Source organism: Mesorhizobium sp. ISC11, from assembly GCF_037162595.1.
Lineage (GTDB): Bacteria > Pseudomonadota > Alphaproteobacteria > Rhizobiales > Rhizobiaceae > Mesorhizobium > Mesorhizobium ciceri.
Map to the genome: position 1 here is coordinate 532,995 of NZ_JAVSPW010000001.1, position 21,922 is coordinate 554,916.

General features: G+C 64.6%; 26 protein-coding genes. 17 read left to right on the forward strand and 9 right to left on the reverse strand.

Features of this window, described 5'->3' with window-relative positions:
• The first annotated feature begins 77 nt into the window (after positions 1-77).
• Together RPF88_RS02735 and RPF88_RS02740 are read left to right on the forward strand one after the other, a co-directional pair.
• Positions 78-404 carry a DUF1330 domain-containing protein gene (locus RPF88_RS02735; protein WP_013530739.1) on the forward strand — a complete coding sequence of 109 codons (327 nt, stop codon included), beginning with the start codon at positions 78-80 and terminating at the stop codon, positions 402-404.
• A gap of 121 nt (positions 405-525) precedes the next feature.
• A complete protein-coding gene (locus RPF88_RS02740; protein WP_174299061.1) occupies positions 526-1,062 on the forward strand; it encodes a hypothetical protein in 537 nt (178 codons plus the stop codon).
• 60 nt (positions 1,063-1,122) lie between these two features.
• Here the strand turns inward: RPF88_RS02740 and RPF88_RS02745 are convergent, their stop codons facing one another.
• The gene (locus RPF88_RS02745; RefSeq protein WP_013530741.1) at positions 1,123-1,572 is read right to left on the reverse strand and encodes an ester cyclase; all 450 of its coding nucleotides are present in this window, start codon (positions 1,570-1,572) and stop codon (positions 1,123-1,125) included.
• Positions 1,573-1,827: 255 nt separating this feature from the next.
• Here RPF88_RS02745 and RPF88_RS02750 point away from each other — a divergent pair, with 255 nt between their 5' ends.
• Positions 1,828-1,929, forward strand: coding sequence for a hypothetical protein (locus tag RPF88_RS02750; RefSeq protein WP_013530742.1), 102 nt, complete (start codon positions 1,828-1,830; stop codon positions 1,927-1,929).
• A gap of 137 nt (positions 1,930-2,066) precedes the next feature.
• Complete coding sequence (locus tag RPF88_RS02755) at positions 2,067-4,184, forward strand: EAL domain-containing protein (RefSeq protein ID WP_337121657.1); 2,118 nt, start codon at positions 2,067-2,069, stop codon at positions 4,182-4,184.
• A gap of 54 nt (positions 4,185-4,238) precedes the next feature.
• On the opposite strand, the gene RPF88_RS02760 is transcribed toward RPF88_RS02755, so the two are convergent.
• Positions 4,239-4,433 carry a hypothetical protein gene (locus RPF88_RS02760; protein ID WP_337121658.1) on the reverse strand — a complete coding sequence of 65 codons (195 nt, stop codon included), beginning with the start codon at positions 4,431-4,433 and terminating at the stop codon, positions 4,239-4,241.
• A gap of 207 nt (positions 4,434-4,640) precedes the next feature.
• On the opposite strand from RPF88_RS02760, the gene RPF88_RS02765 reads away from it, so the two are divergent.
• Positions 4,641-5,372, forward strand: a complete 732-nt coding sequence (locus RPF88_RS02765) for a 3-keto-5-aminohexanoate cleavage protein (protein WP_337123844.1) — start codon at positions 4,641-4,643, stop codon at positions 5,370-5,372.
• A 35-nt stretch (positions 5,373-5,407) separates the two neighbouring features.
• Here RPF88_RS02765 and gcvA read toward each other — a convergent pair whose 3' ends face one another.
• Positions 5,408-6,310 (reverse strand): transcriptional regulator GcvA, encoded by a 903-nt coding sequence (gene gcvA, locus RPF88_RS02770; protein ID WP_337121659.1) that lies wholly within the window; start codon positions 6,308-6,310, stop codon positions 5,408-5,410.
• A 127-nt stretch (positions 6,311-6,437) separates the two neighbouring features.
• Between gcvA and RPF88_RS02775 the strand changes: the two genes are divergently transcribed.
• Together RPF88_RS02775 and RPF88_RS02780 are read left to right on the forward strand one after the other, a co-directional pair.
• On the forward strand, positions 6,438-7,142 hold the full coding sequence (locus RPF88_RS02775) for an SDR family oxidoreductase (protein WP_024501629.1): 705 nt from the start codon (positions 6,438-6,440) through the stop codon (positions 7,140-7,142).
• 49 nt (positions 7,143-7,191) lie between these two features.
• The gene (locus RPF88_RS02780) at positions 7,192-8,250 is read left to right on the forward strand and encodes a Gfo/Idh/MocA family protein (protein ID WP_127366159.1); all 1,059 of its coding nucleotides are present in this window, start codon (positions 7,192-7,194) and stop codon (positions 8,248-8,250) included.
• 166 nt (positions 8,251-8,416) lie between these two features.
• Here the strand turns inward: RPF88_RS02780 and RPF88_RS02785 are convergent, their stop codons facing one another.
• Positions 8,417-9,016, reverse strand: coding sequence for a DUF922 domain-containing Zn-dependent protease (locus RPF88_RS02785; RefSeq protein ID WP_027160753.1), 600 nt, complete (start codon positions 9,014-9,016; stop codon positions 8,417-8,419).
• Between the two features lie 118 nt (positions 9,017-9,134).
• Here RPF88_RS02785 and RPF88_RS02790 point away from each other — a divergent pair, with 118 nt between their 5' ends.
• On the forward strand, positions 9,135-9,629 hold the full coding sequence (locus RPF88_RS02790; RefSeq protein ID WP_244506842.1) for a hypothetical protein: 495 nt from the start codon (positions 9,135-9,137) through the stop codon (positions 9,627-9,629).
• A 71-nt stretch (positions 9,630-9,700) separates the two neighbouring features.
• Here the strand turns inward: RPF88_RS02790 and pdxR are convergent, their stop codons facing one another.
• Positions 9,701-11,137 carry a MocR-like pyridoxine biosynthesis transcription factor PdxR gene (gene pdxR, locus RPF88_RS02795; protein WP_337121660.1) on the reverse strand — a complete coding sequence of 479 codons (1,437 nt, stop codon included), beginning with the start codon at positions 11,135-11,137 and terminating at the stop codon, positions 9,701-9,703.
• Between the two features lie 35 nt (positions 11,138-11,172).
• On the opposite strand from pdxR, the gene RPF88_RS02800 reads away from it, so the two are divergent.
• From RPF88_RS02800 to RPF88_RS02810, 3 genes are all read left to right on the forward strand, one after another.
• On the forward strand, positions 11,173-11,925 hold the full coding sequence (locus RPF88_RS02800) for a pyridoxamine 5'-phosphate oxidase family protein (protein WP_063168570.1): 753 nt from the start codon (positions 11,173-11,175) through the stop codon (positions 11,923-11,925).
• Positions 11,926-11,989: 64 nt separating this feature from the next.
• On the forward strand, positions 11,990-12,442 hold the full coding sequence (locus tag RPF88_RS02805; RefSeq protein ID WP_337123845.1) for a GNAT family N-acetyltransferase: 453 nt from the start codon (positions 11,990-11,992) through the stop codon (positions 12,440-12,442).
• 176 nt (positions 12,443-12,618) lie between these two features.
• Positions 12,619-13,818, forward strand: coding sequence for an aminotransferase-like domain-containing protein (locus RPF88_RS02810; protein WP_032807972.1), 1,200 nt, complete (start codon positions 12,619-12,621; stop codon positions 13,816-13,818).
• On the opposite strand, the gene RPF88_RS02815 is transcribed toward RPF88_RS02810, so the two are convergent.
• Positions 13,795-14,097 (reverse strand): hypothetical protein, encoded by a 303-nt coding sequence (locus RPF88_RS02815; protein WP_245268623.1) that lies wholly within the window; start codon positions 14,095-14,097, stop codon positions 13,795-13,797. The genes RPF88_RS02810 and RPF88_RS02815 overlap by 24 nt on opposite strands.
• Before the next feature lie 317 nt (positions 14,098-14,414).
• On the opposite strand from RPF88_RS02815, the gene RPF88_RS02820 reads away from it, so the two are divergent.
• From RPF88_RS02820 to RPF88_RS02845, 6 genes are all read left to right on the forward strand, one after another.
• A complete protein-coding gene (locus tag RPF88_RS02820; protein ID WP_013530756.1) occupies positions 14,415-14,843 on the forward strand; it encodes a VOC family protein in 429 nt (142 codons plus the stop codon).
• A 187-nt stretch (positions 14,844-15,030) separates the two neighbouring features.
• Positions 15,031-15,546: a hypothetical protein gene (locus RPF88_RS02825; protein ID WP_013530757.1), complete on the forward strand. Its 516-nt coding sequence runs from the start codon at positions 15,031-15,033 to the stop codon at positions 15,544-15,546.
• 233 nt (positions 15,547-15,779) lie between these two features.
• A complete protein-coding gene (locus tag RPF88_RS02830; protein WP_013530758.1) occupies positions 15,780-16,397 on the forward strand; it encodes a C39 family peptidase in 618 nt (205 codons plus the stop codon).
• A 24-nt stretch (positions 16,398-16,421) separates the two neighbouring features.
• Entirely contained in the window at positions 16,422-17,510 is a 1,089-nt protein-coding gene (locus RPF88_RS02835) for a D-alanine--D-alanine ligase family protein (RefSeq protein WP_337121661.1), read from the forward strand.
• Positions 17,511-17,662: 152 nt separating this feature from the next.
• Positions 17,663-19,648 carry an AI-2E family transporter gene (locus tag RPF88_RS02840; protein WP_337121662.1) on the forward strand — a complete coding sequence of 662 codons (1,986 nt, stop codon included), beginning with the start codon at positions 17,663-17,665 and terminating at the stop codon, positions 19,646-19,648.
• Between the two features lie 79 nt (positions 19,649-19,727).
• A complete protein-coding gene (locus RPF88_RS02845) occupies positions 19,728-20,216 on the forward strand; it encodes a GNAT family N-acetyltransferase (RefSeq protein ID WP_027160744.1) in 489 nt (162 codons plus the stop codon).
• A gap of 57 nt (positions 20,217-20,273) precedes the next feature.
• On the opposite strand, the gene RPF88_RS02850 is transcribed toward RPF88_RS02845, so the two are convergent.
• The 3 genes from RPF88_RS02850 to RPF88_RS02860 form a co-directional block, all read right to left on the reverse strand.
• The gene (locus tag RPF88_RS02850; RefSeq protein ID WP_337121663.1) at positions 20,274-21,275 is read right to left on the reverse strand and encodes an aldo/keto reductase; all 1,002 of its coding nucleotides are present in this window, start codon (positions 21,273-21,275) and stop codon (positions 20,274-20,276) included.
• Positions 21,276-21,354: 79 nt separating this feature from the next.
• Complete coding sequence (locus RPF88_RS02855) at positions 21,355-21,600, reverse strand: DUF982 domain-containing protein (protein ID WP_013530762.1); 246 nt, start codon at positions 21,598-21,600, stop codon at positions 21,355-21,357.
• A 130-nt stretch (positions 21,601-21,730) separates the two neighbouring features.
• Complete coding sequence (locus tag RPF88_RS02860) at positions 21,731-21,910, reverse strand: hypothetical protein (RefSeq protein WP_024501614.1); 180 nt, start codon at positions 21,908-21,910, stop codon at positions 21,731-21,733.
• Positions 21,911-21,922: the final 12 nt, after the last annotated feature.

Below are 21,922 nucleotides of genomic sequence, written 5' to 3' on the forward strand. Positions count from 1 at the left end.
TTGGCGAGGGTCCTGCCATGCGAGCCTTTTGGCCGGTTGCACGGGATACGCCTGTGCACCGCAACCAGGAGACCACCATGACCGCCTACGTTATCGCAGACATCAAGATAAACGACCCGCAGTGGGTGCCGGCTTACGCCGCCTCGGTGCACGATCTCGTCCACAAGCATGGCGGCAGATATCTGTCGCGCAGCGGCAATGTGAAAACGCTTGAAGGCAAGCCGCTCGATACCACGCTGATCGCGCTGATGGCGTTCCCGTCGGAAGCGGCGGCGCGCGCGTTCACCACCGATCCTGCCTACGCGCCCTTCGTCTCGGCCCGTCAGGACGGCAGCGACAGCCGTTTCCAGATGATCGACAACACCGATCTGGCCGGAACGATCCCGTATCTGCCGAAGGGATGATCCTTTTCGGTAGCCGTTACATCAATTTCGGGATCTCCAAGCAACAACAGCCACAGCGCTTGCCTGCCGGGCCTCCGTATTTTCGGCGGCCGGCCAGCTGTGCTTTTTCAAGAAGAATGGAATGAAGATGATATCAAACTTTCGCAGCGGACTTCTTATGGCGGGGACCATGCTGGCAATCTGCACCACCCTCGCGCAGGCGCATCAGGAGCCGGCTGAAGCTGCCTCCGGCCCCAACCCGCTGGCCGACAAGGTGCGGGCTGTCAACAGCCGGTTTGTCGACGTCAAGGCAGCGGTATCAGAGGGCTATGCGCCTATTCCTTGTGCCAGCGGCATCACCGGCGGCGCCATGGGCATCCACTATGTCAACGGCCAGTATCTGAAGGACGACAAGATCGACATCGCCCGTCCCGAAGCTGTGATGTACGAGCCGATGGCCGATGGCACGCTGAAGCTGGTGGCGGTCGAGTACATCACTTCGAAAGGACCGGCATCGGTGGACGGCCAGCTGTTCAACTTCAACAGCGCCCCCAACCGCTATGGCCTGGGTGAATTCTACGAGCTGCATGTCTGGGCCTGGAAAGGGAACCCGACAGGCACGTTCGCCGACATGAATCCGAAAGTGTCATGCGAGCACGCAATGGCGCCGAGCCAATAAGCAATGAGGCCAGGCGGCATTGACGCCGCCTGGCCCGAACGATCGTTTTGCCTGATCGCCTCAGGCGGTCTTGATCAGACCGAGCTGGGTGAGGGCGGCGACGCCGTCATCGAGGCCGATTTCCTCGACGATCCTGCCGTCAACCACCTTCAGCACCGTGGTGCCGGTGAAGCGCATGGTGCGGCCGGTGGCGGCCGGCAGCGAACCGACGAGGAAGTCGCCGAAGGCTGGGCCGGTATGCGTGCCGCCGCCCTCCCACTGGCCGACGACATAGTCGCCCTCGGCAATCAGGTCGGCGGTGGCCCAGAAGTTGAGGTCCGGGAAGGCGGCGCGGAAGTCGGCCATGAAGGCCTTGATGTCGTCGCGGCCGCGGCGCGGCTCGTGCAGCGAATATTTCAGCAGCATGTCGGGTGCCGCGATCTCGTCGACGACCGACAGATCGCAACGTTCACCCCAGAAGTGGGTGAACCATCTGACGACGACGGCCTTGTTGTCTTCTTGCTTGGTCATTGGAAGGTCCTTGTTGTTGTCGTGCATGGGATCATCGGCGCCGCCGATGATCCAGGGGTCACCGGCTTGCGCCGCTGACCTGGGCAGCAGTAGGACGATCCGCCAGACACAAAACTCCGGTTCCTGCCGGCCAATCGAAAAGGCGGGTCCGGCGCCGGGCAGGGCCGCCTGGGCCGGAACCCGTTCCGCTGAGCCCAAGCATGGCTGCCCCGCCTCAGCTAGACCCTGGAAATCGGATGGCCACGGGAGAAGGCGATGGCAATGAAGAAGACCTATGAAAAGCCGAGGCTCGAGAAGCGCGAAAGACTGTCCGGCGTGACGGCGGGCAATGTCGTGTCGTCGACCTGGGGAAATTGACGGCTGCCTGGAGTAGTTCGGTACGGCCTTGATGAACAGGGGCTCCCAATCAGACGTCGAAACTCCGCCCGCGCGGTAACTGTTTCTTCTCTGGTTTTGCCGCAGATTGCGCCGCGGTGGAGCAGGCGAAGCAGACGATGGCGCGTCAGGGTAAGAAAAGTCGCAATGGAACGTTCTGGGCAAAAGCCCTGGAGCGCGCGCATCTTGGCGTCTGGGACTGGGATCTTGTGACCGGCGACTGCTTTTATTCCGCGACCTGGGCGCGGATGCTAGGCTACGATGAGAGCGAACTGGCCAACACCAGCGACCTTTGGCTGCAACTGACCCATCCCGACGACCGCGAGCGGGCGCTGGCCAGCGGCGACCGCCACATTGCCGGCCTGACCGACGCCATCGAGACCGAATTGCGGCTGAAGCACAAGCAGGGACATTGGGTGTGGGTGCTCGATCGCGGCGGCGTCGTCGAGCGCGACGCGATGGGAAAGCCGCTCAGGCTGATGGGTGTGCAGACCGACATCTCCAAGCAGAAGGCCGCCGAGGCCGAACTCGAGCAGGTCAATGTGCGCTTCCGCCTGGCGCTCGCCGCCAGCGGCACCGGCATCTGGCACCACGACCTCGCGGGCGGCAAAAGTTATTGGGACGAACGCACCAGGGAGATTTTCGGGCTCGTCTCCGACACCGCCGAAGTCGAGCGCGACCACTGGTTCGGCTATCTGCATCCGGACGACAAGGAGGCCGCGTCGCGCGCGCATCTGGTGCCGCTCGAAACGGACAAGGTCACCGCCGTGCAATACCGCATCGTGCGGCGCGACGGAGAGGTCCGGCACATAGAATCCCTGCTGCGTTTCATCGCCGACCCGCAAATCCGGGACCGCCGGCTGGCGGGGCAGATCCTGGGCACGGTGCGCGATATCACCGAAGACAAGCAGCGCGAGCAGGAGCTTGCCTATGCGGCCCGCCATGACGCGCTCACCGGTCTCTTGAACCGCGCCGCGTTCGACCGGCTGCTGGCCGATCATATCGCGGCCGCGCAGTTGCTGCCGCTTTCCGTGTTCTATGTCGATCTCGACTACTTCAAGGCGCTCAACGATTTTGCCGGCCACGCGGCCGGCGACCTGGCACTGAAAAGCGTTGCGCAAGGCATTCTGGGCTGCCTTCCCGCGACGGCGCATGCCGCGCGCCTGGGCGGTGACGAGTTCGCGCTGCTGATGCCCAATTGCGATGCGGCGCAGGCCGGGCGGCTGGCCGACGCGGTACTTGCCGCGGTTCGCGATGCCGAACTTGGATCGACGGCCACGTCGCGCAAGCTGGCGGCCTCGATCGGTATCGCTTTCGTCGATGACGTCGACACGACGGTGGCCGACGCGCTGGCCTGTGCCGACGACGCCTGCTACGCGGCCAAGGCCGCCGGGCGAAACCGATTTGCCGTCTTCTCCACCGATACGGCATCGGGTTCGGGTGGCCTCAACGCGGCGCGCATCGTCGCCGATACGGTCGATGCCATGGAAGACGGCAGGCTGAAGCTGTTTGGCCAGGAAATCCATCTTCTGGGCCGCCCCTGGCAGGAAAGCCGCCATGTCGAAGTCTTGGCCAGGCTCGCCGCACGCAACGGCCGGCTGGTGCCACCCGGCGAGTTCATTCCGGTGGCCGAGCGGTTCGGCATCGCGTCGCGGCTCGATCGCTGGATCATCCGCACCGCGCTGTCGCGGCATGGTGCCGCCTTGCGTTCGGGGGCGCTGACGCTTGGCTTCAATCTGTCGGCGCAGACGCTGAGCGATCCGCAGCTTTGGGACTTCGTCGACAGCGTCATAGAAGAAACCGGGGCGCCGCATTCGGGCATCGGCTTCGAGATCACCGAAACCGCCGCCGTCACCAATTTCGATGCCGCCGAACAGTTCGTGCGCAAGGCGCGCGAGCGGCGTTGCCGGGTCGGCCTCGATGATTTCGGAGCCGGCATGAGCTCGTTCGAATATCTCCGGCGGTTCCCCGTCGACACGATCAAGATCGACGGTTCCTTCATCGAGCACATCACGCAAAGCCGCTTCGACCGCGAGATCGTGCTGGCCATCACCAGCATTGCCCGTAGCCTCGGCTGCGACGTGGTCGGTGAGAAGATCGAACGGCAGGACACGCTGGCCATGTTGAGCGACATGGGGGTCGCCTTCGGCCAGGGATTTTTGCTGCACCGGCCGGAGCCGCTCGAGCGAATTGTCGCGCGCGCAACCAAGGGAGCGACGGCCCGCAAGGCATCGTGATCCGGGTGCGGCGAGTTTCAGGCCAGGCCGGACTGGCCTGAAACTCGACACTTTCTATCCGGTTCGCCGCGCCGTCGATTGCGGGAACTCCAGCACTCCAGCCTCGGGTCGCCTGTGCTGCGCCTCCGTCACCGCTTCGATCAACAGATCGAGCGCGTCACAGGCGGCACGGCTCGTCCCGTCATTGCCCTGCAGATAATGATAGGCGCGTTCGAGGTGGATGCGGGCGGCTGAAAAATCGCTGGTCAATGGTCCCTCCATGATCCCGCCCTGAAAAGAGCTTGCCGGAGACGAGGGAACGCCGGGTAAATGTCCACAAGCGGCTTTTATTCAAATGCCGCCGAATGTTGTGAGCAGGCGCGCGGCGTTGAAGCTGCCGATCTCCCCTACGAGGGGGAGATTGGCAGTTTCAACGCCGCACAGCTACACTGCGGCCCCTTGCGCAAGGTGACATCGATGATCGTCCAGGCCTGCATCAACGGCGCGCGTCCGCGCGATTTCCACCCGAAGCTGCCGCTGACTGCCGAGGCAATGGCCAGCGATGCGGCAGCCTGCGTCGCCGCTGGAGCGGCCGAACTGCATATCCATCCGCGCGGCACCGACCGACGCGAAAGCCTGGCAGCCGTCGACGCCACGGTGCTGGCGGTGCGCCGGACCTGCCCGGGAACACTGGTTGGCGTGTCGACCGGCGCTTGGATCGAGAACGACGTCGAGCGGACCCGAGCGGCGATCGCCGGCTGGCGAGACCTGCCTGACTATGCTTCGGTCAACCTGTCCGAACCGGATGCGCCCGCCGTGATGGAGTTGCTGCGCCAGCGTGGTGTAGGCATCGAGGCGGGGCTAGCCGTCGTCGCCGATGCCGAGCGCTTCGTAGCGCTTCCTGGCCACAACCAGGTGCTGCGCATTCTGATCGAGATCGATATCCCCGACCTGTCCGCTGCACTCGATGAAGCGCATGGCATCGCCGCCGTACTCGAGCGCGCCGGGGTAGGGCGGCCGATCCTGCTGCATGGCGTCGACACGACTGTCTGGCCCCTCGTCGAGCTTGCGCATCGCCAGCGCTGGTCGACACGGGTCGGTCTGGAAGACGGCAAGACGCTCGCCGATGGCAGGACGGCCAAGGACAATGCGGAAATCGTCGCTGCCGCCGTGGCGATCTTTCGCGGTGCGCCCGTCGTTGCCTCATAGGCAAGCGGCTTGACGTCTCCGTGCGTGCGAAGGTCTCACGACAAAGATCGTCGCTCTCCGGCATCCAGCAACCATTGCCGCACGGCTTGCGTCGGCTCGGGATGGCGCTGTTTTCTCGGCATCACGACATAAAAATCCTGCGTGCCGCGCATTTCGCCGCTGACGGGCTGAACCAGACGGCCGGCGGCGAGGTCGGCGGCGACGAGAAAGCGGCTGGCCAGCGCAATGCCCTGGCCGGCGACGGCCGCGTCGATGGCGAGGCCGGTCTGGTTGAAGCGCATGCGTTTGAGTTCGGTCGTCATCTTCAGGCCGATCGCCTTTTCCATGAATTCCGGCCACAGATTGTGGGCATCGTGCAGCAGTACGTGGTGCTGGATTTCGGAGGCCGCGATCTCGATCGCGCCGGCCGGCAGCAGGGCCGGGCTGCACACGGCGACGATCTGCTGGGGAAACAGCAGGTCGACGACCAGCCCGGCGCCGAAGGGTGGGCGGCCCTGCCTGACCGCGATGTCGACGCCATCGGCCTGGAAGCTCGACAGGCTTTCGCTGGCCAGTACGCGCAGGTCGACCAGCGGGTGGTGCGCGACGAAGTCGTGCAGTCTCGGGATAAGCCATTTGGTGGCGAAACTCGGCGTCACGCTGATCGTCAGCCGCGCCGGCTCGGGACGAAGCAGCAGCGTCGCCTCCGAGATCAGGTCGAAGGCGCGGCGGATGTTGGGGACATAGGCGCGGCCCTCATCGGTCAGCGCCAGGCCGCGCGGCAGCCGCTCGAACAGCTTCGTGCCGAGATCGGCCTCCAGCCCGCGAATGTGCTGGGCGACCGCCCCTTGCGTGACGTTGAGCTCTTCGGCCGCGATGCGGAAGTTGAGATGACGCGCCGAGGCTTCGAAGGCGCGCAGCGCATTCAACGGCGGCAAGCTGAGGAAGGTTTCGGGCATGCAGTAGTTTTTCTACAGGTTGATTTCAGGCATTCTGGTTCGAACCGCCGGGGAAAACCAGCTATATCGACGCTCAACTCCCGAAAACACTGCTTGCGGTGCCCGCAAACCCTGAGAGGAAAATCCGATGAGTGTAGAAAAAGTAGCTGTGGTGGTGGCCGGCGGCAGCGGCATGGGGGCGGCGGCGGCCAAGCGGCTGGCGGCGGACGGCTTCAAGATTGCCATTCTTTCCTCTTCGGGCAAGGGCGAGGCGCTGGCCAAGGAGCTTGGCGGGCTCGGCGTCACCGGCTCCAACCAGTCGAACGACGATCTGCAGCGCCTCGTCGACCTGACGCTGGAGCGCTATGGCCGCATCGACGTGCTGGTCAACAGCGGCGGCCACGGGCCGCGTGCGCCGATCCTCGAGATCACCGACGAGCAATGGCACACCGGCATGGACGTCTACCTCCTCAACGTCATCCGGCCGGTGCGCATCGTGGCGCCGCAGATGGTCAAGCAGAAGGGTGGGGCCATCATCAACATCTCGACGGCCTGGGTGGTCGAGCCGAGCCCGATGTTCCCGACGTCCGCCGTGTTCCGAGCCGGCGTTGCCGCCTACACCAAGATCTTCGCCAACACCTATGCCGCCGACAATGTGCGCATGAACAATGTGCTGCCCGGCTGGATCGACAGCCTGCCGGCCACCGAAGAACGCCGCGACAGCGTGCCGATGCAGCGCTACGGCACTTCGGAAGAGGTCGCCGCGACCATCGCCTTCCTGGCGTCGGAGGGCGCCGGCTACATCACCGGCCAGAACATCCGGGTCGACGGCGGCATTATACGCGCTATTTGAGGGCGTCGGCCGGGAGGGGATTCCGGCATCTCACCCCAAGGAGCAAATAATGCGGCTTTTGATACTCGGCACCGGCTGGATGGCGCAGGAACATGCCCGGCGCTTCAGCGCCATCGAGGGCGTCGACATTGTCGGCGCAGTCGATGTCGATCCGGCGCGGGTTGGCGAGTTCGCCGACAGCTTTGACATTCCCAACCGCTTTACCGCGCTGGAGGAGGCGCTGGCATGGGGCGAGTTCGACGCGGTGGCCAATGTCACGCCCGACCGCATCCACCACCCGACCACCATGGCGCTGATCGCCGCCGGCAAGCCGGTGCTGTGCGAAAAGCCGCTGGCCGAAAACTTCGGCAAGGCGACCGAGATGGCCGATGCCGCCGAGGCTGCCGGCATCGTCAACATGGTGAACCTCACCTATCGCAATGTGGCCGCGCTGCAGAAAGCGCGCCAGATGGTGCAAGCGGGCGAGATCGGCACCGTCAGGCATGTCGAGGCGTCCTATCTGCAGAGCTGGCTGGTGTCGAAATTCTGGGGCGACTGGCGCACCGATCCGAAATGGCTGTGGCGGCTGTCGCGCGGCCACGGTTCCAATGGCGTGCTCGGCGATGTCGGCATCCACATCCTCGATTTCGCCAGCTATGGCGCAGCCGTCGACATCGACCATGTATTCTGCCGGCTGCGCGCCTTCGACAAGGCGCCCGGCAACCGCATCGGCGACTACGGACTCGACGCCAATGATAGCTTCGCCATGACGCTGGATTTTTCCAACGGCGCCTTCGGCGTGGTGCATGCCAGCCGCTGGGCAACAGGCCATCTCAACGAACTGCGTCTGCGCATCTATGGCGAGAAGGGCGGCATCGAAGTGGTGCACAATCTCGACGGTTCGACGCTCAAGGCATGCGTGGGGGAGAATGTCGAGAACGCCATATGGGAAGAGCGCGACCCCGGCACGGTGGAGACCAACTACCAGCGTTTCACTGACGCGGTGCGCACGGGCGTGCAGGCCGAACCGTCCTTCCGCCATGCGGCCGAATTGCAGAAGGTGCTGGATCTGGCCGTGGTGTCGGACGAGAAGCGGGCGGAGCTGAGAGCGAACGCGGAAACGCGGTGAGGGCTCGCACCTCGCGCCCATACCGCAGTAGCTGGAAGGGGCCGAGTTCTGTCAGACTCCCCTCTGCCCTGCCGGCCATCTCCCTCGCAAGGGGGGAGATCGGCAGCTTCAATTGCTGCGCCTGGTAAGTCATCAGTGCCCGCCTCCTGATCCGTGTCAGGTGGCTTCAGGGGCCGGTCACGAGCGAAAAAACCAGTTTCTGCAAATTCCCGCCATTGCCGAATTCGATACGGTCGAAGTCGCGGCTTGCCTGCACCCGCGCCTTCGAGATCGCGTCGAGCCGCTTGACCACCTCGGCCCTGGTCTTGCTGCATTCGGGATCGTCGGCGACGGTCAGGCCGTCCGTCGCGGCTTGGATGTCGTGGACCATCTGGACCATGCTGGCGCCATGCACCTTCTCATGGGCGGCGACGCCGGCGATGAAGGTGTCCCAGTTCTTCTGGACGGCCGGCGGCAGGGAGCGGGAGGGTTTCGGCAAAGTGTAGGTGACGATCAGCTTCGGCCGCCCGGCCGTCAGCACGCAGTCCTTGCCGCTGGGCTTGTAATCCCTTAGCCCCCAGGTCAGCTTGAAATTGGTGTAGGCGATGGCGCGGGCAATGCCGAGCTTTGGCCCTTTCTCGCCGATCGAGCGGTAGAGTTCGGCGCCGGACTGGCCCGAGATCGCGTAGGGCTCGATCTTCTCGACCGGCTTCCACTCGGCATGAGCGGTGAGCGGCAAGGCCAGCAGGGCGGCAAAGGACAGACACAGGCGAATGCAGGCTCTCAATCCAACTCTCCGCGAAACAGGACCGGCTGCCGCAAGGGGCAATGCCATCGGATCGCTTTTTCCTATATGCTGGCGACGGGCGCTGCAAATGCCCTGAAGGCAGTCAATTGGGGGAGCCATGAGAGTTGCACATCTCGTCGTCGCCGGTGCGGTAGCGGTCCTGCAGGCCGCGCAACCGGCGTTTGCCGCGTCGTGCGGCGGCTGGAGCGCCAGGATGGAGGAAGACGAGGGCGGCAGCGTGCTGACGGCCTCGGTCTGCGGCGGGCCGAAAGGCGATGCGTATCTGATGCTGACCTGTTTCGACACGCCGGTGCTGAGCTACGATCTCGGCGCCAACGGCCAGCAATTGGAGCCTGGCATCAGCGGTTCGTTCGCGTTCAAGGCCGACGGCAAGACGGTAACTAAGGCGCTGCAGCTGGAGGCCATGTACAACTACTTCGTGGTCAACCTGGCGAAAGCCGATCCGCTGCTCGACCTGTTGCGCGGCAAGGGCGATGTGTCGGTCAGTTCAGCCAAATATGGCGAGATCAGCTTTCCGCTGAAGGGTTCAAGCGCGGCCATCGGCAAGGTGCTGGCGCAGTGCGGCAAGGCCCAGCCCGCCGATGGGGATTGAGGACTTCGTCATCCGAGGGCCTCCCAGACGGAGCTGCGCTCCTGCTTCGCCCTAGGATTGTTTGAGCAGGATCAGGTAGTTTGGCGGCCGGGACTGCGGCCCATCACCCCACCCAGTCGTACCGTCGCGGCCATCAGTTCCTCGTCCGAAAACCCGGAAAAACCCAGCACCAGGCCTTGCCGGGACGCCCCGCCGATGAACATCGAGGACAAGGCCCTGGCGCCGACACCTGCCGCCTTCGCCGCCTCGACGATCGCCGTGTCCGGCCCGGCGTGCTTCAGCGTCGCCATCAAGTGCAGCCCCTGTTCGGGCACGGTTACCTCGAGGGCATCGCCGCAATGCGTCTCGAGGCCGGCGACCAGCACGTCGCGCGCGGCTTGCACCCGGCGGCGCACGCGCCTGAGATGCGCGGCGAAATGGCCCTCGTTCAACAGGTCGGTCAGCGCGCCTTCGGCCAGCGTCGAGGGGAAGCGGTCGGAGCGCGCCCTGACCGCCATCACGGCATCGAGCAGCGCTTCGGGCACCACGACATAGCCGATGCGCAGGCCGGGGAAGAGGATTTTCGAGAAGGTGCCGAGATAGGCGACACGGCCCGAGCCGTCCATGCCCTGCAGCGAGGTCAGCGGCGGGCCGGCATAGCGGAACTCGCTGTCGTAATCGTCCTCGATGATCCAGGCATCGTTGCGCCGCGCCCAGTCGAGCAAAGCGAGACGGCGGCGCATCGTCATCGTCACGCCGAGCGGATATTGATGCGAGGGCGTGACATAGGCCGCGCGCGCCTTGGAGCACAGGCTTTCGCCGATCTCGGGATCGAGCCCTTCCGCGTCGACGGGTACGCCAAAAACCGTGGCCCCGCTGCCGGCCAGCACGGCGTGCGCCATGGGATAGCAGGGGTTTTCGATCCAGACGGCATCGCCGGGACGAAGTGCTGCACGCACCAGGAGATCGAGCCCCTGCTGCGTGCCCGACGTCAGCACGATCTGGCCGGCGTCGCAGCGCACGCCGCGTGCGGTCCTGAGATAGGTGGCAATTGCCGTGCGCAGCGGCAGGCCGCCGCGCGGGTCGCCATAGCGGAAATGCTCCGGTCCGGGGCGGGTGAGGTGGCGCGACAGAAGGATGCGAAACATATCAAGCGTGCGCGGATCGGAGACCGCAACGCCAAGGCCGCAAGGTAGCGACGCCGCGACGTCGATCTCCGCTGGACGCGGCTTGATCAGCGTCAGCGGCAGATGCGGCACATCAGGCGCGACGAAGGTGCCGGCGCCGACCTTGGCGACCGCAAACCCCTCCGAGATCAGCATTTCGAAACAGGCAACCGCCGCCGAACGCGACAGGCCGAAGCGCTGTGCGAGATCCCGGGTGGTCGGCAGTTTCGCCCCGGTGGCCAGCGCGCCGGTCTCGATCAGCCGCCTGAGCGCCGCATAGAGCTCGCGGCTGCGCGGGCCGTCGCCCGGCAGGACCGGGATCAGCGCCGACCAATCCGGAAAATTGGTCCTTTTTTTCTTCATAGAATTGGTTCTTTTATCGACCAATGTGATGGCGCATGGTTGGCAGACGACAACCAAGGATGCAAGCCGTGAACGACACGCCAGCCAGTTTTCCGACCACCAGCCGCAACCGCGTCAAGCGCCTGCACGAGCGCGGCAGCTACGACCATGCGGCAGTCTTCGCGGTGCTGGATGCCGGGCTGCTGTGCCATGTCGCCTATACGTTCGACGGCCAGCCCTATTGCACGCCGACCATCCACTGGCGCGAGGACGACATGCTGTACTGGCACGGCTCGTCGGCCAGCCGCATGCTGCGCAATCTGCGCGGCGGCACGCCGGCCTGTCTCACGGTGTCGCATCTCGACGGGCTGGTGCTGGCGCGCTCGGGCTTCAACCATTCGGCCAACTATCGCTCGGCGATGTGTTTCGGCACGGCGCGAATCGTCGACGAGCCGCAGGAGAAACTGAAGGCGCTGGCCGGCGTCGTCGACCGTTTCTATCCCGGCCGGAGCGAGACCCTGCGGCCGATCTCGGCGCAGGAGGCCAAGGCGACGACGGTGATCGGCATGCGTATTGAAGAGGCATCGGCGAAGGTGCGCGCCAAGGGCGTCGGCGACGACGAGGAGGATTACGGGCATCCGGTTTGGGCCGGCGTCATCCCGGTGCGGATGGTGGTCGGCGCCGCCGAGCCGTGTCCGAGGCTGATGCCTGACATGGAGCGGCCGCGGAACCTGGCTGGATATGCCGAGGGCGCGCGGCTCGATGAGGCGCTGACGCAGGCGCAGCGGGTTTATGAGGGCGAAGTTTAGCCCGCGCCTAGTGGGAACGTATTCAAATCTTGCCGCTGCCGCCGCCTCGCGATATCTCGACACCATGATCACCTTCCGCCGTGCGCAAGCCTCCGACCTGCCTGATATCGTGGCCATGCTGGCCGACGACCCGCTTGGCGCCGGCCGCGAGGACGCTTCCTTGCCGCTGGCGCAAGGTTATGTCGATACCTTCAACGCCATCGACGCCGATCCCAATCAACTGCTGGCGGTGGCCGTGGATGGCGGCGAGGTGGTCGGCACCTTGCAGATATCTTTCCTTGCCGGGCTCTCGCGCAAGGGCGCGTGGCGCGGCCAGATCGAGGCGGTTCGGGTTGCCGGCCGCCGGCGCTCGGACGGCATCGGCAGGCAGATGATCGAATGGGCGATCGACGCGTGCCGGGCGCGCGGCTGCAGCCTCGTCCAACTGACCACCGACAAGGGGCGGGCGGACGCGCATCGTTTTTACGAAAGCCTCGGCTTCACCGGCAGCCATCTCGGCTACAAGAAGAGCCTTTAGGCGGTCGGAAAACGCTGCAACACTTTTGTGGAACTGCTCGCGGCGTTCGAGCAGTGCGCCAGCGCTGGCGCATTCGGGAAACCGTTCAGGCACACTTCAATTCGCGGCCAAGAGGGGATATAGGTCAGTCAAGTTGACCTATATTGCAGCGTCCGGGGAGGCGTGCCGTGACCCTTATGAACCTGTTGGCTTCGCGCTCGTCGCGCATGAAAGCGTCCGAAATCCGCGAGCTGCTGAAGCTGCTCGACCAGCCGGACATCATCTCGTTTGCCGGCGGTATTCCCGATCCGGCGCTGTTCCCAGCCGAGGCGATCCGCGACGCCTATGCCGATGTGCTGGGTGGCGCCGAGGCGGGCGCTGCGCTGCAGTACCAGGTCTCGGAAGGCTATCTGCCGTTGCGGCGCTGGCTCGCCGGGCAGATGGGCAAGCTCGGCGTCGCCTGCGACGAGGCCAACATCTTCATCACCTCCGGCTCGCAGCAGGCGCTGGATTATCTCGGCAAGCTGTTCCTGTCGCCGGGCGACACCGCGCTGGTGACGTGGCCGACCTATCTCGGCGCGCTGCAGGCTTTCAACGCCTATGAGCCGCGCTACGACCGGCTGACCCCGGCCGGCGGCAACATGACGCCCGATGCCTATCGCGCGGCGGCGGCCGCCAATGGCGGCAAGGCCAAATTCGCCTATCTGGTGCCGGATTTCGCCAACCCGACCGGCAACACGCTGAACCGTGAGCAGCGCGAGGCGGTGCTCGACCTTGCCGGCGAACTCGACATCGCCGTCATCGAGGATGCCGCTTACCGCGCGCTGCGCTATGACGGCGAGGGCGAGCCGCCGATCCTGGCGCTCGATTGTGCCCGGTCCGGCGGCATCGACAAGGCGCGCACGCTCTATTGCGGCTCGTTCTCGAAGATCCTGTCGCCGGGCATGCGGGTCGGCTGGGTGTGCGCGCCGCGCCACATTGTCGAGAAGCTGGTGCTGATGAAGCAGGCCTCGGACCTGCACAGCCCGTCGATCAACCAGGTGGTGATGCATCGCGTCGCCGAAGCCGTGTTCGAAGGCCAGGTGGAAAAACTCATCGACGCCTATCGCGAGCGCCGCGACGGGCTGCTCTCGGCACTGGAAGCCCACATGCCCGAAGGCGTGACCTGGAGCCGCCCGGAAGGCGGCATGTTCGTCTGGGTGACACTGCCGGAAGGGGCCGACGCCACCGAGCTTCTGGCTCGGTCGGTGAAGGAAGCGCGGGTCGCCTTCGTGCCGGGCAACGCCTTTTATGCCGATGGCACCGGGCGCAACACACTGCGGCTGTCCTTCACGCTCGCCGACCGGCGCGCGGTGAGCGAAGGCATTCCAAGGCTAGCCGCCATCCTGAAGGGATAGGCCGGCGCTGGAAGCCGGCTTTTCCTCCGCCGTTACAGTCACCAGCCGCTCAAGCTTTGAAAGCCTGGTGCGAGCGAGCTTGCGGACCGGCCTTTCGAAACCTTCTTCGCCGTTTTCGACGACGAAGACCAAGGTCATGAAATCGAGCATGAATTGGTCGATGGCTGCCGCGACCTCGCGCGACCTGCCCTTGAACCGGCGCAGCAGAGCGGTTGCTTCCTCGATATCGTCGACAGCGGCGCTGTCGACCAGCGCTTCGAGCCTCTGAAAACAATCCAATCGCAATTCCTCCCACCGCGCCACCAAACCCGGTTGCGAGCGGAAAGTTCCAAACTGTGAGTGGTCTCGCGAAGAAATCGCCTCCATTGCTTGAATTCCGCGGACGGGCCATCGGCAATTTTTTTGTTCGGGTGGAACCTCCGCGGCCAACAAAGGTTCTTACCAGTCTGATCCCCCCTCAGACCCCTGAAGGCTAGACATGCTTTCCAAAGGCCCGCCGGATCCCCTCCCGGCGGGCCCTTTGTCTGCTGGGAAGTATCCGCATTGACGACGCCCTATCCCAACCTAAATTCGAACCCACACGAGGAGGCGTTTTCATGGAAACCCAGGAATTGCATCGCGGCCGGCTCATCGACCACATCCAGCTGGTGGTCAGAAACCTCGCGGCCAGCCGGCGTTTCTACGAGGCGGTCCTGCAGGCGCTCGATGTCCCGATCGGCGGTAGCGGCGCCGACTTTTTCTGGGCCGACGAGCTGTTTGTCTCCACTGCCGACAGCCGGGCCGCACAGGGAAAACTCACCGGCCGCCATCACCTGGCTTTCCAGGCAAGGGACCACGCCATGGTCGACGGCTTCTACAAGGCCGGGCTGGCGGCCGGCGGCACGGACAATGGCGCGCCGGGCGAACGGCCCTATCACCCCGGCTATTACGCCGCCTTCCTGCTCGATCCGGACGGCAACAACATCGAGGCCGTCCATCACGGCCCGCATCGTCGCAGCGCCGCTTCGGTGAAGATCACCTTCTAAGCTGCCGATATTCAGCCGGCCGGGATCGCGGACGCATGGGCGATGCTGGAGAGAGGCTGCCTTGCGTTGCCAGATCGGTGGCCCCGATGCTAACCGTGCAAATGGCGGGTGGGAATCGGTCCCGAAGCAACGTCCGCCACAAATTTTCAATAAAACTCCCCTTACCCCCCGTGGAGATATTTTTTTTATGCAAAACCCAGCAAGGGCGATCTGTGCCGCCACGCTTCTATTTGCGATCGGGGCCGTTGGCCTCACAAGTATATCATCCTTTGCTTATATTTCATCGGCGCAGGCCCAGGAGGAATATCTTCCGACCGAGAAGGATTTTGTCGGCAAATGGAAACTCAACGGCGGAGCCATCCGGCCGCCGCGCGATATGAAGGATGCGCCGACACCGGAACAGGAAGCGGCCGCCAGTGAGTTCCAGCAGACGGTGACCGCGTTTTACGGGGCGTTCGACTATCTGGAGATCACGGCAGACGGCCGCTACAATTTTCACCAGCCCGGGGATCCGACGTCGGGGCCTTGCGTCTGGTGCGGAACCTGGTCGTTCAGCAAGAGTTCGGCGTGGCTCGAGCTGGATACGGCGCCCCGGCTGGATATCTACGCCAAGGACGGCGACATGCAGATGACCTACACTGTCGAACCCTACGAAAAATCGAAATATGCGTGGCTGGTTTTCGGCTGGGCGAAGGCCGAGTAGGCGGCGCGCAGCATTCACCACGTTCGTCATCCTCGGGTCTCCGCGACGGAGCTTCGCTCCTGCTCCGCCTGTGGATGACGAAAGCGGGAGAGGCTTCCGCTAACCCCGGATGTCAGCGATGGTTGACCGAAACGGAAGATGACATCTTCTGGGTCGCGCCACTGAACGTCACGGCTTTTCATCCATCTCGTATCCTCGTATACGAGATGGAACCAGCCGACCGAGGAGACCGCATGAGCCCGCCGCCTGAAACCGTGCCGTTTTTCAGCCAGTGGGAAACGCCTGACATGACGCTGGACGTGCTCGCCGACGGTGCGGATGTTGCGCTCAGGCGCGATCCGCTATGGAGGCGATCCGGGGCGGAGACCCTCGACGAATACGCAATCTGGGCCGCCAACATCTGCGGCATGGCCTGCCTTAAGATGATCCTGGCCAGCCGCGGCGAGATCGTGCCGACGATCGAGCTTGCCAGGCGCTGCACCTTATATGGCGGCTATGTCGTCAATGAGAGATCGATCAAGGGGCTGATCTACGCGCCCTTCGTCAGCTTCGTGAAGGAAGCTTTCGGCCTGCGCGCCGAGGTGATGACCAATGTCGCCACATCAGACATTCCGACGATCATGCAGCGGACGCGCTTCTTCATCGCGTCGGTCAGCAGCTCGATCCGCTGGCCCGAGCGTGAGCCGCCCTCGAAGGGCGGCCATCTGGTGCTGATCACCGCGGCATCCGACGAAGGTTTCCGCTTTCACAACCCGTCCGGCCATGAGCCCGCCACACAGGCAGACGCAGTGTTGTCACCGGCCGATTTCGACCGCTTCTTTGCCAATCGCGGCATTGCCGTCGCCATTTGATTTTTTGACAGTCGAGGGATTTCGATGACCGACAAGACAAGAGTGGCCATCCTCTATGGCGGGCGTTCGGCCGAGCACGACGTGTCGCGCCTTTCGGCCGCCAATGTGCTGAAGGCGATCGACCGCACGCGCTACGATATCGTGCCGATCGCCATTTCGCGAGGCGGCAGGTGGCTGCTGCAACAACTCGATCGCGCCGCGGCGATCGGCGATGAGGCGGCAGGGGCGCCGGCCTCCGAAGACGGCCCGGAGGTTGCTTTGTTGCCCGGCGGCAAGGGCCGGCTGGTTGCGGTGTCGCGGGATGGTACGCAGCCTGAGCTGCCCCCCATCGACGTCGTGTTCCCGGTGCTGCACGGGCCGTTCGGCGAGGACGGCTCGGTGCAGGGCTATGCCGAGGTCGCCGATGTCGCCTATGTCGGCTGCGGCATTCTCGCCTCGGCCGCCGCCATGGACAAGGACGTCGCCAAGCGGCTGATGCGCGAGGCGGGACTGGCGGTTGCCCGCTCCGTCACCGTGCATCGAAACGGCAAGCATTCCTTCCAGGAGATTGCCGGGACGCTCGGCCTGCCTTTCTTCGCCAAGCCGGCGCGCCAGGGCTCGTCCTTCGGGGTCAGCAAGGTGAATGACAGGGACGGCTTCGAGCAGGCCATCGACACGGCTTTCCGCTACGACGGCAAAGTGTTGATCGAGGAATTCGTCGAGGGCCGCGAGATCGAGTTCTCGGTGCTGGAGCGCGCCGACGGGTCGCTGACGGTGTCGCTGCCCGGCGAGATCATTCCGGCCGGCAAGCACGGCTTCTACACCTATGAGGCCAAATATCTCGATGCCGACGGCGCGCTGGTCAAGGTGCCCGCCGATGTCCCGGCCGATGTGGCCGAAAAGGCCAGGGATATGGCGCGGCAGGCGTTCCAGGCGCTTGGCTGCGAAGCCATGGCGCGCGTCGATTTCTTCCTGCGCACCGACGGCAGCCTGCTTGTCAACGAGGTCAACACCATTCCCGGCTTCACCGACATCTCGATGTATGCCAAGGCGCTTGCCGCCTCAGGCATCGGCTACAGCCAGACCATCGACGTGCTGATCGAGCACGCGCTGGCCAGGCATGCGGCGCGCTGATCCGATCGGGCGAGCCTGACTTCCATTTAGCCCTTCGGGAGCGGCCGGTGCGGGCCGGATCATTGCCTGTGAGCGCGGCGTATTTCATCGTTGGCTAAAGTTGCACGTCCGCTCTATATGCCCGATCATGGCATTTGGCAGGGAGGCATCACGTGGCCAATCGTCGAAACGGCACGGCGTCTCCGGCTGATGGGCTGGGGGACGCCCTTTCAGCGGCCGCGCCCCATCCGCGAACCTCTTTGCCCAATGTGGCGGCCATCGTCACGACAGTGGCGGCACTGTATTTCGGGCGCGAGGTTTTCCTGCCGATCGCCATCGCGCTGCTGCTGACCTTCGCACTGGCGCCGCTTGTCGCAGCGCTAAAAAAGGTCGGCATTCCCCGGATTGCCGCCGTCATCGCCAGCGTGCTCGGCGCGTTCGCGGCGCTTGGCCTGTTCTCCTTCATCGTCGCCACGCAGGTCAGCGAACTGGCGCAGAACATCCCGGTCTACCAGACCAACATCCTGACCAAGATCCGCTCGCTCAAGGAAACCGGGGTCGGCGGCGGGATCCTTGCCAGACTGAGCAAGGTGGTCGAGCGGGTCGGCCAGGAGATCGACAGGCAAGACCCCTCGCTGCCGGCCGCCACCCCGGAAAAGCCGCCGCGCGAGCCGGTGCCCGTCGAGATCGTCGCGCACGAAAGGCCGCTTCAGGTCCTGCAGAATGTCGTCGGGCCGCTGATCAGCCCGCTTGGGTCGGCCGGGCTGATCATTGTCGTCGTCATCTTCATGCTGCTCGAGCGGGAGGATCTGCGCGACCGCTTCATCCGGCTTGTCGGCTACGGCGACCTCCACCGCACCACCGAGGCGCTTCAGGATGCCGCCAAGCGGGTGGGCCGCTATCTCTTGATGCAATTGGTCGTCAACATCGTCTACGCCATACCGATCGCGATCGGGCTCTGGGCCCTCGGTATTCCCAATGCGCTGCTGTGGGGGCTACTGGCCCTGGCGCTGCGTTTCGTTCCCTATATCGGCCCGATCATAGGCATGCTTTTGCCGCTGTTCCTGGCGCTGGCCGTGGCACCGGGCTGGTCGCTCGTGCTGTGGACAGCCGCCCTGTTCGTGGTGATGGAACTGATCACCGGCAATGTCATCGAACCCTGGCTCTACGGTTCGCGAACGGGACTGTCGCCGCTGGCGATCATCGTCGCGGCGATTTTCTGGACGTGGCTCTGGGGGCCGCTCGGGCTGATCCTGTCGACGCCGCTCACTGTCTGCCTGGTGGTGCTGGGCAGGCACGTGCCGCAGTTTGAATTCCTGGACGTGCTGTTCGGCAACGAGCCCGTGCTCGAACCCCATGCGCGCCTGTACCAGCGGCTGCTGGCCGGCGATCCGGAAGAAGCCACCGATCATGCCGAGGAGATGCTGGAGGAGAAATATCTGGTCGAATTCTATGACAAGGTTGCCATTCCGGCGCTTCTGCTGGGCGAACAGGACCGTGTGCGCGGCGTCATGGGCGATTTGCAAAGGCGGCAGGTGGCGGCCAGTGCCCTGATGCTGGTCGCCAATCTCGACGACAGCGCGCAGGAGGAGGCAGGTGAGGAGGAGGGGCCGCCCGTGGCCGCAGAGGCGAGCGACGATGACGATCCCGGCGGGGAGGACGAGACCGAACTGCCCGATGGCACAGATATGTCCGTGCTTTGCGCCGGGGGGCGTGGCGAGCTCGACGACGCCGCTGCCGCGATGCTGGCGCAGGTGCTGGAGGTCCAGGGCGCGACGGTGTCGAAAGCCAGCTTTGCCGATATGGAACCCGCCGGCATTCGCCGCCTTGAGCTCGAAACCGTCGACACCGTCGTGGTCGGATTCCTGAACCGGGATTCCATCAAGCACGCCCGCTTTCTGGTCCGCCGGCTGAAGCGTGCGAAGGCCGCACTTCGGGTGGGAATCGTGTTCTGGTCGGAGGCCGACAGCGAGGACAAGGAGACGGCGGGCAAACTGGCGCGTGACATGAACGCGGATTTCGTGGCGCATGGCATGGTCGACGCCGTGCTGGGCGCGCTGTCAAACGAGCCGCCGGTCGCGCTCAAGCTTGTCGCCAAACGGCGCATGCGGCGACAGCGGGCCGCGTCCAAGAAGGTTACCGCGGCAGCGGCGGGTTGACCGAAATCGGCGGAAGGCCCATGGAACCAGGCGGCCCTCCGCGCGGCCTTACGGATTAGCTACCCGTCGGCGGTGAGAAATGCTCGAAATTCGCCCAGCCCAGGAAGCCGACCGGTCGGCGATCGTGCAACTGTGGCATCAGGGCTGGCATGATGCCCATGCGCATCTGGTTCCAGCCGAAATCCTGGCGTACCGAACGCCGGCGCATTTTGCGCTGTGGCTGGAGCAATCCACCGATGCCTTCCATGTGGCGGCTGCCGATGGATTGCTTGGCTTCGTCTCGATAAACGGGGCGGAGCTGGTCAAACTCTATGTAAGCCCGCAGGCACGGGGAAGCGGAACCGCCCGCGATCTGCTGTCTTATGCCGAGCATCTCTTGTGCGAACAGGGCGTGGCGGAGGCCGAGCTTTTCTGCACGGCGGGAAATGTCCGCGCGCAGAGATTTTATGCCCGCGAAGGATGGCGCTTGAACCGCAGCTTCGAAGACGCACTTTGGCTGCCGGATGATGTCGCCGGCAGGTTCACCGTGGAAACCCACTGCTATCGGAAGCATCTGGGCTTTCGTTAGCGTCACTATTCGGAACGAGCTTGGCGAGATTGTCGCGGACGCTGGAGCAGGCGCCCCCTACCGGTCGACCATCGCCATGCCCCGCTCGGTGTAGCGCGGGCCGGAGATTTTTCCCGGCGCGAGCGCTTCGTCGAGCGCGGCCATCTCGGCGGCATCGAGTTTGATCGCGGCGCCGGCGACGTTCTCTTCCAGGTATTTTCTGCGCTTGGTGCCGGGGATCGGCACGATGTCGATGCCAAAGCCGTCGCCCTTCGCCAGCAGCCAGGCCAGCGCGACCTGGCCGGGCTTGACGCCGCGGGCAGCGGCGATGTCGCTCACCTTGGCGGCCGCCTCGACATTGGCGTCGTAGTTTTCGCCCTGGTAGCGCGGGTCGTTGCGGCGGTAATCGCCGTCGGGATAGTCTTCCGCACGCTTGACCTGGCCGGTGAGAAACCCTCGGCCGAGCGGCGAGAACGGCACCAGGCCGATGCCGAGTTCGCCAAGCAGCGGGATGATCTCCGGCTCCAGATTGCGCTCCCACAGCGAATACTCGCTCTGCAACGCCGACACCGGATGCACGGCATGCGCCCGGCGGATGTTGGTTGCACCCGCTTCCGACAGGCCGAAGAAGCGCACCTTGCCTTGCGCGACGAGTTCGCCGACGGCGCCCGCGACATCCTCCATCGGCACCGCCGGGTCGACGCGGTGCTGGTAGAGCAGGTCGATACGGTCGGTTCCGAGGCGGCCGAGCGAGGCTTCCACCGCCTCTCGAATGTGCTCGGGCCGGCTGTCGGTTCCGGTCTGCTTGCCGTTTTCGATGCGGAAGCCAAATTTCGTGGCGATCGTCACCTGGTCGCGCTTGCCCTTCAATGCCCGGCCGAGCAGGGCTTCGTTGTCGTAAGGGCCATAGACTTCGGCGGTGTCGAGGAAGGTGCAGCCGAGGTCGATGGCACGGTGCAGCGTGGCGATGGATTCGGCCTCGTCGGCCGGGCCATAGGACTGGCTCATGCCCATGCAGCCGAGGCCGATGGCCGAGACCTGCAGCCCCTGGCTGCCGAGCTTGCGTGTTTTCAGGGTCATGGCAGGCGTTCTCCGGAGGGGGCGCAGCGATTATAGCGTCAGCAGGTTCAATCGATACGCCTATTCGATCACGATGTGGCTATTCGATAAGGATGTGGGCTTCGCGCGCTGCTTCGACGAGCGCCGCCCTGGCGACGTCGGGGGCAACATCGCCGCTCGTCGCCCGCTGGCAGGCGCGCAGTGCGGACCGATGCTTCGGGCTGCCTGCGTCACGCCAATGTGTGGTGAGCAAATCAATGGCCTGCTGTGTGTTGGACAGATGATGGATGGAACCGGTGACGCCGACCGAAACCGCCACAGGTTTGGAGAACCATGCCGTTTGCATTGGAACCACCTCAATTGGGCTGAAGCAATAAACGCTTACGTCCGCTCAAGGTTTCGTCGCTACCAATCAATCTGGCGTGATAGCTTGCCGATACCCCCAGCGGCATTGGGCCCCACATTGTCCGCGGGGCTCACATGTTCGAGGCGACGTCGCGGGTGGGCGGTGTTTTGGGTTTGTGGGCGGCGCGTTGCCGCGTCGCCTGGTGGGCAGGGCGGGGTTTGACCGTGTTCACGGTCGTGGGCGCCTGCGCCTTGCGGCGCTTGAGCCAGTTGGCTGACAGTTCGGCAAGGAGACTGCGCAAGTCTTTCACGACGTCCTCCTC